The 13,275-nt window shown below is 39.9% G+C and carries 10 protein-coding genes; 6 read left to right on the top strand and 4 right to left on the bottom strand.

All coding sequences use genetic code 11. The annotated features are described in order from the left end of the window. The first annotated feature begins 186 nt into the window (after positions 1 to 186). From LAV82_RS09585 to LAV82_RS09570, 4 genes are all read left to right on the top strand, one after another. Entirely contained in the window at positions 187 to 3,501 is a 3,315-nt protein-coding gene (locus LAV82_RS09585) for an Ig-like domain-containing protein (protein ID WP_499715990.1), read from the top strand. A gap of 185 nt (positions 3,502 to 3,686) precedes the next feature. Continuing rightward, positions 3,687 to 4,529: an aldo/keto reductase gene (locus LAV82_RS09580; RefSeq protein ID WP_029324962.1), complete on the top strand. Its 843-nt coding sequence runs from the start codon at positions 3,687 to 3,689 to the stop codon at positions 4,527 to 4,529. Positions 4,530 to 4,793: 264 nt separating this feature from the next. Continuing rightward, positions 4,794 to 4,961, top strand: coding sequence for a Fur-regulated basic protein FbpA (locus tag LAV82_RS09575; protein WP_013055774.1), 168 nt, complete (start codon positions 4,794 to 4,796; stop codon positions 4,959 to 4,961). Positions 4,962 to 5,010: 49 nt separating this feature from the next. After that, positions 5,011 to 5,214 (top strand): IDEAL domain-containing protein, encoded by a 204-nt coding sequence (locus LAV82_RS09570; protein WP_016766443.1) that lies wholly within the window; start codon positions 5,011 to 5,013, stop codon positions 5,212 to 5,214. Between the two features lie 527 nt (positions 5,215 to 5,741). Here LAV82_RS09570 and LAV82_RS09565 read toward each other — a convergent pair. The 4 genes from LAV82_RS09565 to LAV82_RS09550 form a co-directional block, all read right to left on the bottom strand. After that, a complete protein-coding gene (locus LAV82_RS09565) occupies positions 5,742 to 7,097 on the bottom strand; it encodes an arsenic transporter (RefSeq protein ID WP_029324963.1) in 1,356 nt (451 codons plus the stop codon). Between the two features lie 431 nt (positions 7,098 to 7,528). Then, positions 7,529 to 8,638: an o-succinylbenzoate synthase gene (menC, locus tag LAV82_RS09560; RefSeq protein WP_211078490.1), complete on the bottom strand. Its 1,110-nt coding sequence runs from the start codon at positions 8,636 to 8,638 to the stop codon at positions 7,529 to 7,531. Beyond that, entirely contained in the window at positions 8,635 to 9,462 is an 828-nt protein-coding gene (locus LAV82_RS09555; protein WP_499715989.1) for a GNAT family N-acetyltransferase, read from the bottom strand. The genes menC and LAV82_RS09555 overlap by 4 nt, the downstream gene beginning before the upstream one ends. A 22-nt stretch (positions 9,463 to 9,484) precedes the next feature. Then, the gene (locus LAV82_RS09550; protein ID WP_499715988.1) at positions 9,485 to 10,291 is read right to left on the bottom strand and encodes a MurR/RpiR family transcriptional regulator; all 807 of its coding nucleotides are present in this window, start codon (positions 10,289 to 10,291) and stop codon (positions 9,485 to 9,487) included. Positions 10,292 to 10,480: 189 nt separating this feature from the next. On the opposite strand from LAV82_RS09550, the gene LAV82_RS09545 reads away from it, so the two are divergent. After that, on the top strand, positions 10,481 to 11,851 hold the full coding sequence (locus LAV82_RS09545; RefSeq protein WP_236658119.1) for a sigma-54 interaction domain-containing protein: 1,371 nt from the start codon (positions 10,481 to 10,483) through the stop codon (positions 11,849 to 11,851). Between the two features lie 73 nt (positions 11,852 to 11,924). Then, positions 11,925 to 13,241 (top strand): aspartate aminotransferase family protein, encoded by a 1,317-nt coding sequence (locus tag LAV82_RS09540; RefSeq protein ID WP_499715987.1) that lies wholly within the window; start codon positions 11,925 to 11,927, stop codon positions 13,239 to 13,241. The last annotated feature ends 34 nt before the right edge of the window (positions 13,242 to 13,275 follow it).

Here is a 13,275-nt window from a genome sequence, read left to right as displayed (position 1 = left end):
AATCAATTGATTTATGTCACACGTTTTTTTTGTCGTTCATATGATATAAAAAAAGCATTTTTTCGACAAAAAAACGGACGAGCAGAAAAGAAAACTAGGTAAAATGCTTTAATTTTTATAGAACTGTGTCGATATAACGAGGGATATTAAAATGCGTTAGACAGTACATGAAAATGGGGGAACAAGATGAGAAAGTTAACGGCATTTGCTTTAGTACTAAGCGTACTGCTGTTTTATTTCACGCCGCTTGCTAGCGTGAAAGCTGAAACGGTAGAACCAGTTGTGTCTGTAAAATTAGTAAACTATTTAGGAGATCAGCATGCAATTACAATTAAGCCGTCTTATTTATACACTATTAAAAACTCGGATTTGGTCTTAAAGGCAAATACAGAGTATACGGTAACGGCAACAACTCAAGGTGTCACTCTAAAACAAGGAAGCACGGTCTTAGGTGATTTTACAAGCTTTGAAATTACACCGTCTCTTTATAAAAATCCCATATCTATTAATGGCAGACAGTACTTAGGAGACGTTGCGTTTACAAATGAAAAAGGAACGTACGTCAGACCTGTTAATACGCTGCCGATTGAAGACTATTTAAAAGGCGTTGTGCCAAATGAAGTCTATACATCTTGGCACCTGCAAGCCTTAAAAACTCAGGCAGTAGCAGCGAGAACATATGCAATGAGCTATGCAGGAAAAGTAATCAATGACACGGTAAGCTATCAAGTATACGGTGGCTATACGTGGTACGACAGCACAAACAAAGCAGTAGATGAGACATTTGGACAAGTAGTCACATACAACAATAAATTAATCAACGCCGTTTTCTCATCAAGCAACGGCGGGAGAACCGAATCAAACAGTAATGCTTGGGGAGGAACTCAGCTTTCTTATTTCCCGGTGAAAGAAGATCCATACGATAAGCAGACGCCGTGGACGTTGGCTATTCAAAAAACGCAAATTGATTTAACAGGAAAAGATTTAGCTAACTATAGCGCTTGGTGGAATACGGTTTCTGAAAAAGATAAAACCGTTACGGATAATTTGAAGTCATGGTTAGTAGCCAATAAGCATCCTGGTAAAACCATTAAAATTACGTCTATTCCAAAGGTGAGTTTTTATGCTCCTTCATCAGGAGGCCGTGTGACTAAAGGTGCGATTACAGTGGACTACCTCGTTAAAGGAGATGTAGACAGTTCGCAAAAACTAGTAGTTCATCATTTGGAATTAACAAATTTAACATCGACGAAGCTAAAATCGATGTTAAACAGCCGTGCGATGCTTAGTCTGCTTGTAACGGAAACAAATGAAACAAGCACATCAACAACTTTTAATGGTAAAGGAAATGGACACGGTGTTGGGATGAGTCAATACGGTGCTCAAAAAATGGCAAGCGTAGGAAAAGACTATCGTGAAATTTTAGATTTTTATTATCCAACAACAACTCTTTTAAGTTTTTATACAACTAAATATCCGCGAAAAGAGCAGGAGCAAGAAGCACCGAAAGATACGGTTGCGCCTGATGCACCTTCAGTTAATGCACTAGGAGATAACGAAACATCGCTTACGGGTGTAACAGAACCAAATGCTTCTGTTATTGCAAAAGTGGAAAATGAAGTAATTGGAACGGGTCTTGCTGATGAAGCTGGAAAATTTGCAATTACGATTGCCAAGCAGCCAGCAGATACAAAAGTATCGGTAACGTCTAAAGATGCAGCTGAAAATGAAAGCACGGCCACAGTAGTGACCGTAACGGATCAAACGCCGCCGTCTGTTCCAATTGTAAATGAAGTAAGTGACCAAGATACAACCGTAACAGGCGCAACAGAAGCAAACGCCGCCGTGACGGTAAAAGCGGGCGATGCAACGTTCTCTGCAGTAGCGGATGGTAACGGTACATTTACTGTTTCAATTCCAGTACAAATAGGTGGAACAACAATAGCGGTAAGTGCAAAAGATAAAGCAGGAAACGAAAGTCAAGCGCCTTCTTTTGCGGTTAAATCTACGTTAAAAGCACCGCTTGCACCAAAAGTAAATGCAGTAAGTGATCAAGACACAAAGCTTAAAGGAACGACTGAAGCAAATGCGACGGTCATCGTTAAAAACGGAAGTCTTCAGCTTGCAGCAGGCAATGCAGATGCTAAAGGAAATTACAGCATCTCAATTGCGAAACAAAAAGCAGGAAGCACGCTGTCTGTAACAGCTCAAAATGCAGGTGGAACAAGTTCAGCCACTGCGGTAACCGTACAGGATAAAACGGCACCAGCTGCGCCAAAAGTAAACGCAGTAAGTGATCAAGATACAAAAGTTACAGGTACAGCAGAAGCAAATGCGACGGTTACTGTAAAAGTGGGAACAACAACTGTGGGAACGGCTAAAGCAGGTGCAAACGGAGCGTTTTCTGTTGCCATTTCTCTGCAAAAAGCGAATACAAAGCTAAGCGTACAAGCAAAAGATGCAGCAGGAAATAACAGCTCTGCATCGACTGTAATCGTTACAGCAAAGCAAAAAGCTCCGGTAAAACCGACAGTTAATGAAGTGAGTGATCGAAGTACAGCTGTTACGGGTACAGCAGAAGCAAATGCGACGGTTATCATTAAAAACGGAAGTCTTCAGCTTGCAGCTGGTAAAGCGGATGCTAAAGGAACATACAGCATCTCGATTGCAAAACAAAAAGCAGGAAGCAAACTGTCTGTAACGGCTGGAAACACAGCGGGGGTAAGTCCAGCTGTAACCGTAACCGTGCAGGATAAAACAGCACCCGTTACACCAAAAGTAAACGCTGTAAGCAATCAAGATACAGTCGTAACGGGAAGCACAGAAGCCGGCGCAGAAGTGCATGTGAAAATTGACAAAAAAGTAATTGGCAAAGGAAATGCAAAATCGGATGGAACGTTCAGCATCACCATTCCAAAGCAGCCTGCTTCTACAAAATTAGCTGTTATTGCAAAAGATGCAGCTAATAACTACAGCTCCAATGCGTTTGTAACGGTCAGTGCCGTGCAGACAAAACCAGCGCTTCCAACCGTTAATACGCTTACTGAAAAAAGTACAGCCGTAACGGGAACAGGAGAAAAAAATGCGTCTATTTATATTAAAGCAGGCGGAAAGATTATTGCGAGCGGAAAAATTGATGGAAACGGCAAGTTCAGCGTAAAAATTCCTGCTCAAAAAGCAGGAACAGAAGTAACGGCCGTGCTGCAAAATAAAGTAGGATACAGCCCGTATAAAATTGTAAAAGTGCAAGATACAACCCCGCCGGCACCTCCGGCAGTGAAGGCCGTTACGTCTTTGTCCACCTTTATCTCTGGAAAAACAGAAGCAAATGCCGTGATTACGATTAAAAGCGGTACAAAGCTGATCGCATCGGGCAAAGCAGATGGCAAAGGACAGTTTAAAGTAACTATCCCAAAACAAAAATCAGGCGTAAAGCTGGCTGTGACGGCAAAAGATGCCGCTGGAAATACAAGTTCAGCAGTCAATATAAACGTTAAATAAAAACAAAAAAGAATTCTCTGCGGAGGATTCTTTTTTTTAAGTGATTTTTAAGTGAGATAGAAGGTTACTAAAAAGTTACCTTAGAACTTTGAAGTGCCTAACTTACTTTAAAGTGGGTTCTATCTTTTTCTTTTTTTCTGTTTCATAATAACAAATGTAAAGAAATTAGCAGGGGGTTTTTTATAATGAGTAATCATTTGCAAGATACAGTAACACTTCACAACGGAGTCAAAATGCCTTGGCTTGGACTAGGTGTATTTAAAGTAGAAGAAGGGCCTGAATTAGTGAACGCGGTGAAAACAGCTATCGTCAAAGGCTATCGCAGCATTGATACGGCAGCTATTTATGGAAATGAAGAAGGTGTAGGAGAAGGAATTCGCCAAGGTCTGAAAGAAGCAGGTCTTTCACGCGAAGACATTTTTGTTACATCAAAAGTTTGGAACGCAGATTTAGGCTATGAAGAGACGCTGGCTGCTTACGAAACAAGCTTACAAAAGCTTGGCTTAGAATATTTAGATCTATACTTAATTCACTGGCCGGTAGAAGGTAAGTATAAAGCAGCGTGGAAAGCATTAGAAATGCTTTATAAAGAAGAAAAAGTAAGAGCTGTGGGCGTAAGTAATTTTCAAATTCATCATTTAGAAGACTTAATGAAAGATGGAGATGTTAAGCCTGTTATTAACCAAGTGGAGTATCATCCTCGTTTGACACAAAAAGAGCTGCATGCTTTTTGTCAAAAGCATGATATTCAGCTAGAAGCATGGTCTCCGCTTATGCAAGGAGAATTGCTAGATAACGATGTGTTAAAAGGAATTGCTGAAAAGCACGGTAAATCAGTTGCTCAAATTATTCTGCGATGGGATCTGCAAAACGGAGTTGTAACGATTCCAAAATCGACAAAAGAACATCGTATTGTTGAAAATTCATCGTTATTTGATTTTGAATTGGATGCTGAAGACGTAAGTAAAATTAATGAATTAAACCAAAATCACCGAGTAGGTCCAGATCCGGACAACTTTGATTTTTAATAGAAGAACTAAGAGGCTGGGAAAAAAGTATTTTAGCCCAGGTGAAAAACGAACCATTGATCAACTAGTTTGATGAGTGGTTCGTTTTTTTTTTGTTATGGTGAATACAGCTTCATCTGTTTTGTCCCGGCCTCTTTTTATGCATTAATACATAAATTTAACATTTTCTTCACAGTAAGCTAAAGGACGGGCCGTATAATAAAGAAAGGTCGTGAAAGATAGAGAAATCATTTCATTTTTAAGTGTAAAATAGGCGGTGTAACGATGACAAAACAAGCTTACTCTCACATACAATGTAAAAAAACATCAATGATTGATTTATTGCTGGATGCAGGGGTTTATAAAAAAGGAAACAAGCAGCTATATGAGCTTACGCTTCAAGAGCTAGAAACAGAATACGAAGCTATTTCACAACAGCGCATATCCCGATGAAATTTTGATACATTGCTAGAATTTGTTATAATAGAGGAAAGGATAGGAGTTGATTTATATCGAAAAGCACCCGACAGACTCGCAGCCCATCCGTATGGATATCCTCGATTCTATATTTGCTAAAATGGTATTAAATAAGGCTATCCGAGATTTTAGAAGAGATCAAATTTTACGTGAAGTCGATCAAACATTAGAAGAAAGAAACAAAGAAAAATTTTTTCAATTAATTGAAGAATTAAAATCAATTTCGTAGAGGGCGTTCGCGCGATAGAATTTGATTTTATCATTTTAGCATATAAAAACAGGTAAGAAGCGGCATGCTTAGTTACCTGTTTTTTTGTTGTCTTATTGTAAACGAAGGTCTCACATAAGAAATGAACCTTATCACTGAACAGACAAAAAGAGCAAGTCTAATGTACTCACTCTTTTCAGAAAGGTATGGGTGTTACTGAGAAAATGAATGTCACTCTCTAAATGTTGCGTGTGGGGTTTAGAAAGTTCTATGCAACTGCATATTTTCTAATTCATTCGCTCTATGTATTGTTAAAGTAACAATATAACCATATCTTATCACATGAAGGAAATTCGATTCAATATATTTATTGATTTTCTTTTTAAATTGTTCTAAATAATTAGTGAATGTAAAAAAATGTTTTTATTGGGTGAATGTGTATCTATAAAAAACAATAGAAAAATATAGTGGGTTTTTATGAGAGACATTTGTTTGTTTCTGACGGACTGTAAGCTTCAAAAGAGTACAATCCGTCCTGTAAATCAGTATTAAGAAAAAATGAGCTGAACCCAGTAGAACAGAAGGAAAAGAGTAACGATGGTGGTAAGCGGGATAACGATAAGTGATACCTTTAAATAATCTTTCCATTTTACCTTGATATGATTTTCTTTTAAAATATGCATCCAAATAAGAGAAGCCAGTGTTCCAATCGGCAATAAAAGCGAGCCCATATCACTTCCAATAATATTAGCAAGGTAAATAGTTTTAAGAGTAATAGGATCGAGCCCCATTTCAGTCAAGGTAATGGTTCCGACCATTAAAGCAGGGTGATTGTTAAACAAGTTAGAGAGAATGGAAACAAGTCCTCCCATGATAAAGCTTGCTTCAAAAAGCCCTCGATTCACAATTGGTTCGCAAATTTTTACAAGTAGTTCCGTCAATCCTACGTTATGCAATCCGTAAATAATAACGTACATTGAAAATGCAAAAACGAAAATGTGCCACGGCGTTTTCTTTAAAATATCAATCGGGTTTGTACGTAAGTGATACCATCTCCAAATGAGTAAGATCAGTGAGCCCAGTACAGCAACCAATTCGATTGGTATGCCGAAATAAGAGGCGACAAATAGGAGACAGCGCATAACAAACACAAATAATAAAACTTTCAGCATAAATTGTGTGCGTTTACGTTTTGTTTCAACAGAAATGCTTCCTTTTAAGGGGTGAAACTGTTTCGTAAAGAAACTCTCTTCTATATCTTTTGAAGCATGCGGCAGTTTTTTTGGCAAATGGCGTTTTAAGACCGTATACATGAGCCAAGACATAAATAATAAACCAAGTGTCGCCGGTACAAACATCATCGCAGTGTGCATATAAAGCGACATATGAACAATTTTTAAGGCAATCAAATTGACAATATTACTTACACCTATAGGCGCGCTGGAAGCGGTAGCAATAAGCGCTCCACTTAAAAGGTAGGGGATCTGCTGGTGGGGTTTTAGCTGAAGGTTTTTCAAAAGTAGAATTAAAATTGGAGTGGTAATTAAAATACTGCCGTCATTATTAAATAGTAAAGTCATTAAAAAGCAAAGCAGTTGAATGTACCAATATAATCGGTACCCTGAGCCTTTGGATAAACTCACTAGCCGTGCAGCTGCCCAGTGGAAGAATCCGAAACTTTCTAATATGACGGCCATGACAATGGTGGCAATAATGGTGATAGAAGCGCCGCTTATCTTTCCGAAAATATCAACAATGTCTGATTTGGATACAATCCCTGTAAGCAGGATAATGGCTGCTCCTATGGATGCCGGCCATGCTTCGTTGATGCCGTTCGGCCTCCAAAAAATGACGAGCATTGTCATTGTAAACACGAAAATGGCAATTCCAATTTCAATATTCATCAGTATGCTCCTTTCTTCTAAAATTTGTAATGAATATACCCTTGCATGTCCCTTACACTCTATTTATATTCATTTATTACTAGAAGGATTGTGCATAAGACCATTTTTGCTAATATGTTTGTTTATCTTGCCAAGGTACGTGTCATCTCGGGAGAGGAGCCTATAAAAAAGAGGCTGGGACATAACTAAATCTATCCAATCTAAAGAAAAATCAATTGGATAAAGGAGCTAGTAGGCATTGCTTTTTATATTGTTGTTGATTTCCATGCCAGCCTTTTCTTTCTGCTTGTCCCGCAGGAGTCTTCGTCTTGCATAGATAAAAGCCACTATATACATGAAACCTACGCTCACCATATCAATAAAAAAATCCGAACCATTCATCGTTCGGATTTTCCTTCAGCTAACATACTTTTGTTCCAGTCTGTTTAAGATTAGCAAGTATAGACTTTTTCGTGTAAAGTTAGCGCTTTTATCTGATCGTGATCAGGTTCGTAGCCGATGCCTGGTGTATCAGGAACGGAAATAATACCGTTGTCGACCGTGATTTCCGGATGAACGATATCACGCGGCCAGTATTTAGATGATGCGGCCGTATCTCCGGGAAGCGTAAAATTAACAAGTGTGGTAATGGCAATATTATGTGCTCGTCCGATACCTGATTCCAGCATGCCACCGCACCATACGGGCACACCGTGAGTTTGACAAAGGTCATGAATTTTTTTGGCTTCTGTTAGTCCGCCTACTCGTCCAATTTTAATGTTAATAATTTGTGTGCTTCCAAGTTTAATAGCTTTTCGAACGTCTTCAGCTGAATGAATGCTTTCATCTAAGCAAATGGGCGTGCGCATGCGGGCCTGCAGTTCAGCGTGATCAATTAAATCATCATGAGCCAACGGCTGTTCGATCATCATTAAATCAAACTCATCAAGCTGAGCAAGGTGATCAGCATCTGCAAGCGTATAAGCAGAGTTCGCATCAACCATCAGGGGAATAGAAGGGAACTCGTTTCGAACTGCGCGCGTCAAGTTAAGATCCCAGCCCGGCTTAATTTTAATTTTGATCCGCTTATATCCTTCATTCAAGCCGGCTTCAATTTTTCGAAGCGTTTCGTCAATCGTAGGCTGAATGCCAACGCTAAGACCAACTTCAATTTGACTTTTACTGCCTCCTAGCGCCTTAGATAGAGAGAGGTTTTGCCTGCGCGCATACAAATCCCAAACAGCGCCTTCTAACGCCGCTTTTGCCATGTAATTGCCTCGAATATGAGCAAAGCGTTGAGATACTTCGTCAGGGTGCTGAATTTCTTTCTCTTGAAGCAATGGAATTAAAAAATCCTCCATAATGTGCCAGTTTGTTTTGAGCGTTTCTTCTTTATAAAAAGGATCCGCGCACGCTACGGATTCAGCCCAGCCGGATCGTCCGTCTTCGTCTTGAATTTCTACTAAAATAAAATCTCGATCCACTTCTTTTCCAAGACTTGTGGTAAACGGATGAAGTAAATCCATTTTTAAATGCCGTAAAATGACGTGTTTTATGTTCATTTTTGCACCTCTTTTTTCGTTAAAATATAAAAATGAACGGGTGCGCTGCTCTCTGGATGCTTCATGAAGTCTGTTACTTCAAATCCTTTTGCAAAACACGTTTGAAATACGCGTCTTGTTCGCATACGCCAGTCCAATGCCAGAGAAGGAGAAGCTTCTTTCATTTGCTGAAAAGCAGACGGAATAGCTACAGCTACAACGTCATCATTTAACAGTTTTTCGTCAATATCTCTAACAGAAGGAAACCTTTCATCCGTTAACGTCCATTGAATGAGCGATGCGTCCATTATTTGTTCTGGCGTATAAAGAGGCTGAGCTCGTTTTGTATCTTCTGCGGATGCCCATTCTACAACGAATCGATCAGAAGGCAAGTCAGCATTTAACGGATCATTCATATCTCCGTAGCAGTTTTCAATATACGTAGAACAAACGGCTCCAAGCTTTCCAATATTTAAATACCCATTGGCGCTTTCTAGAGGATCATACGTCCAGCTAATATATGAATAACCCTTTTTTTTACTTTCTTGCCGCTGCGCATGCTTAAGCTTGGCACCGATACCCATGCTGCGATAGGCAGGGTCAACTGCTAATATATGAGAACATAAGTAGACGCACGTTCCGTCAAACCCGGGAAAACTATATTGAAAGCCAACCAGCTTTTCATTTAGAAACGCACCGAGAACAAGACCTCCATTTTTAACAGCGGTCAAGGTTTGATGGACAGGCGTGGCTTCTTCTTCTCCCCAGACGCGGCTTTCTAATGCGCGTACCTCTTCTAGTTCAGTGGTTGTTGTAAGTGAACGAATCGTTAAGGCTTCAGTCATTTGTTTACTTCCTTTCTATTATCTATTCTAAAAAGATGCCTTGCTCGGCATAAAGTTTTTCCAAGTGTTCTTGTCGTTTTCCAGCCGTTTTTTCATCTCTTTTTTGCATGCTGCTAATTACAACTTGAGATAGGGCAAGAAGCGATAAAATATGTTCGGTTGTTCCGGCTAAAAGCGTGATATCAGCGATTTGGCCTACCGGAGACAAACGGCGGTCTGTAATGGCAATTACTTTCGCTCCTTGTTTTTTAGCCTGCTGAGCTACTTCGAGCGCTTCTTTTGTATAGCGCGGCAGTGAAAATACAACAACAGCAGATTCACTAGTAAGATTGCATAGCGTTTCAAGCAAAAATCCTGTTGGAAAGGATAAAAGAACATGATTGCGAAGCTGATTCATTTTATAATACAGCCAGTAAGCCGCCGTATGAGATTCACGGAAACCTGCAATATACACTTGATCACTTTTGATAAGCGCATCTACAGCTTGAGATAATTCTTTTTCGTCAACAGGGGAAAGCCATTCACTAAAAGGTTTCTTTTCTGCCGCTGCAGAATCAGCTGCAGGCTTGCTAGCTGATTCTTTTGATTCGGCAGAAGAAAGCCATTCTTTTCGCATTAGCTCCTGCAAATCGGAAAAACCATTTAACCCCAGTGCGTAAGCTAGACGAATAACGGTTGTTTCACTGACACCTGCTTCTTTGCCAATTTGCCCAGCCGTGTACAGTGAGCCTTTTTCCGTAAAATTAACGAGAAACTCAGCTACTTTTTTTTGACCGCGAGAAAGGTCAGGGAATTTATGTTTAATTAATTCTTGAAATGATTGCTTCATATAGCCTCCTAGAAAAGAAGTTATAACTTCATAAAAATATATTAATGCATTTTTAACTTCATTTCAATTGCTGTTTCAAAATAAAAAGAAGTCCTCGTGATATAATAAATTGATTATTCAAAAATAAATGCCGTTATTCAAAAACGAATTGTATTTTATTCAAAAATGAATAGAAAGCAGGGAGCATACATGAATTCAGAATGGAATGAAAATCAGTGGATCCTTCATTCATTAAAAGATGATTTGCTTGTGACGGATGAAAAAGGCATCATTGTCCGAATACATGAAGGAACGGGAAACATTTACGATGTAAAAGCTGAAAAACTGCTGGGAAAGTCTGTTTATGAACTTGAAAAACAAGGGCTTTTTACACCAATCGTCACGCCAATTGTGCTTGAAACAAAGAAGAAAATTACGCTTGTACAAACAACTAAACAAGGCAAGCAAGTGCTCGTTACAGGCATTCCAGTAAAAGATGAAAAAGGAGAGATTAAAAGAATCGTCAGCTATTCTCATGATGTGACGGAGCTTATGGAAATGAAAACATATCTTGATGCGATGGAAGGCGAAATGCAGCGTGTAAAGAGCGAGCTTATGCTGCTAAGAAACCAAAACCTATCAACTGAAGGAATTGTATGCAACAGCGAAAAGATGCAGCACGTTCTTCGTACGGCCGTTCACGTTTCGAACGTGGACGTAAATATTTTACTTTTAGGGCAATCAGGAGTAGGGAAAACGCATTTAGCCAAGCTGATACATAACAAAAGTACAAGAAGCAAAGGGCCGTTTATTGAAGTGAACTGCGGGGCGATTCCCGATCATTTATTTGAGGCTGAACTGTTTGGCTACGAAGCGGGTGCTTTTACCGGTGCATCTAAAAATGGAAAAGTGGGACTGGTCGAATTAGCAGATGGAGGTACGCTTTTTTTAGATGAAGTCGGAGAACTGTCACCGGCGCATCAAGTAAAAATCTTAAAGCTCATTCAAGAAAAACAGTTTTATTCCGTTGGAGGAAGAAAGCCTAAAACCGTGGACTTTCGCTTAATTGCAGCGACGAACAAAGATTTGGAAAAAGCCGTTGCTGAAAAAGAGTTTCGAGAGGATTTATACTTTCGTTTAAGCGTCGTACCGATTACCATTCCATCTTTGAACGAGCGCCCCGAAGATATTTTTCCGCTGCTCACACATTTTGCCGAGCAGTTTGAAAAGAAATACAACCGAAAAAGAACGTTTGATAACGCGGTTATTCACGCACTGCTTGCACATGAGTGGAAAGGAAACGTACGAGAGTTAATTAATGTGATTGAACACGCCGTGGTTGTGTCTTCACAAACGCTGATTACAATGGAGCATTTGCCGCATTCTCTGCATAGAAAAAAACGGATTCAGCACGTTGAAGAACATGGGGAAATGAAGCTTAATGACGCATTAAACGAGCTGGAAAAAGAGATATTAGTAAAAGCAAAAAAACAGTACAAAACGACAACAGAAATAGGGGAAGCACTTGGAATCAGTCAGCCTTCAGTTGTTAGAAAATTAAAAAAACATTCCGTTTTTTAACGTATTTGGCACGCTCTTTGCATGTAAAACAAGTACAAATACATTACTTGATAGATTGCGAGGAGGAAGTCATATGACGCAGGCATCACTTACACAGTTAATGAACAGTCTACCGGATTTACTAGCACCAAGCATGGCGAAAGATCACCCTGATTTACCCGTGGTAAAAGCAGAAGGCTGCTACTACTACGGAGCTGACGGAAAAACGTATTTAGATTTTACATCAGGTATTGCAACAGCTAATACAGGTCATCGTCACCCTAAAGTTGTACAAGCGATTAAAAATAGCGTTGATCATCTTATGCACGGTCCGTCGGGTGTGATTATGTATGAATCTATTTTACAGCTTGCTGAAGAATTAAAAACAGTATTGCCAAGAGGATTGGACTGCTTTTTCTTTGCCAACAGCGGAACTGAAGCAATTGAAGGAGCGTTAAAGCTGGCAAAGTACGTTACGCAAAGGCCTTATACGGTTTCGTTTATGGGCTGCTTTCACGGCCGTTCTCTCGGAGCGCTTAGTGTGACAACATCAAAAAGCAAATACCGAAAATTTCTTCAGCCATCAGGCTTAACGTATCAAGTGCCTTATGCAGATGTGACTCAGTGTCCAAAAGGAGAAGATCCGGAAATCTACTGCGTAGAAAAGCTGGAAAGAGATTTTGCCACTTTGTTTAAGCATCAAGTCACGCCGGAAGAAGTAGCGTGCATGATTGTAGAGCCGGTTCTTGGAGAAGGCGGCTACGTGATCCCTCCGAAAGCGTGGCTCCAAAAAATAAGAGAAGTGTGTGACAGACACGGCATTCTGCTTATTTTTGACGAAGTGCAAACAGGATTCGGACGCACCGGCGAGTGGTTTGCAGCTCAAACGTTTGACGTGACGCCTGATATTATGGCAATCGCAAAAGGCATAGCATCAGGACTTCCGTTAAGTGCTACCGTAGCTTCCAAACAGCTAATGGAAAAGTGGCCGATTGGTACACACGGAACCACTTTTGGAGGCAATCCCATTGCTTGTTCAGCAGCGCTTGCGACGTTGGACGTATTAAAAGAAGAAAAGCTGATTGAAAATTCAAAAGCAATGGGGAAATATGCAGCGGATCAGCTTCAGCATTTAAAAGCAAAGCATGAAGTTATCGGAAGCATTCGTTCAGTAGGACTAATGATTGGAATTGAAATTATTAATCCGAAAACAAAGCAAGGTGACGGAAGTCTTCTTCTTGAGATTTTAGACAAATGTTTGGAAAAAGGCGTGCTGTTTTACCTTTGCGGAAATAGCGGAGAAGTGATTCGAATGATTCCTCCTTTAACGATTACAAAAGAAGAAATTGACGCCGGGCTTCGCGTGCTAGACGAAGCACTGACAGAGATCACAAGTCTTCACGTGATCTAAAGCTTTTAGGAAGCTCTTTGTTTCACTGAAAGAT

Source organism: Bacillus sp. ILBB4 (assembly GCF_035064545.1).
Taxonomy (GTDB): Bacteria; Bacillota; Bacilli; order Bacillales; family Bacillaceae_H; genus Priestia.
This window is presented reverse-complemented; position numbering and strand designations above follow the sequence as displayed.

Bases quoted from the DNA above. Each gene is read 5' to 3' on its own strand.
- LAV82_RS09585 (WP_499715990.1), top strand. From the start codon at position 187: ATGAGAAAGTTAACGGCATTTGCTTTAGTACTAAGCGTACTGCTGTTT.
- LAV82_RS09545 (WP_236658119.1), top strand. From the start codon at position 10,481: ATGAATTCAGAATGGAATGAAAATCAGTGGATCCTTCATTCATTAAAA.
- LAV82_RS09555 (WP_499715989.1), bottom strand. From the start codon at position 9,462: ATGACTGAAGCCTTAACGATTCGTTCACTTACAACAACCACTGAACTA.
- LAV82_RS09575 (WP_013055774.1), top strand. From the start codon at position 4,794: ATGACAAAACAAGCTTACTCTCACATACAATGTAAAAAAACATCAATG.
- LAV82_RS09540 (WP_499715987.1), top strand. From the start codon at position 11,925: ATGACGCAGGCATCACTTACACAGTTAATGAACAGTCTACCGGATTTA.
- LAV82_RS09565 (WP_029324963.1), bottom strand. From the start codon at position 7,097: ATGAATATTGAAATTGGAATTGCCATTTTCGTGTTTACAATGACAATG.
- LAV82_RS09550 (WP_499715988.1), bottom strand. From the start codon at position 10,291: ATGAAGCAATCATTTCAAGAATTAATTAAACATAAATTCCCTGACCTT.
- LAV82_RS09580 (WP_029324962.1), top strand. From the start codon at position 3,687: ATGAGTAATCATTTGCAAGATACAGTAACACTTCACAACGGAGTCAAA.
- menC (WP_211078490.1), bottom strand. From the start codon at position 8,638: ATGAACATAAAACACGTCATTTTACGGCATTTAAAAATGGATTTACTT.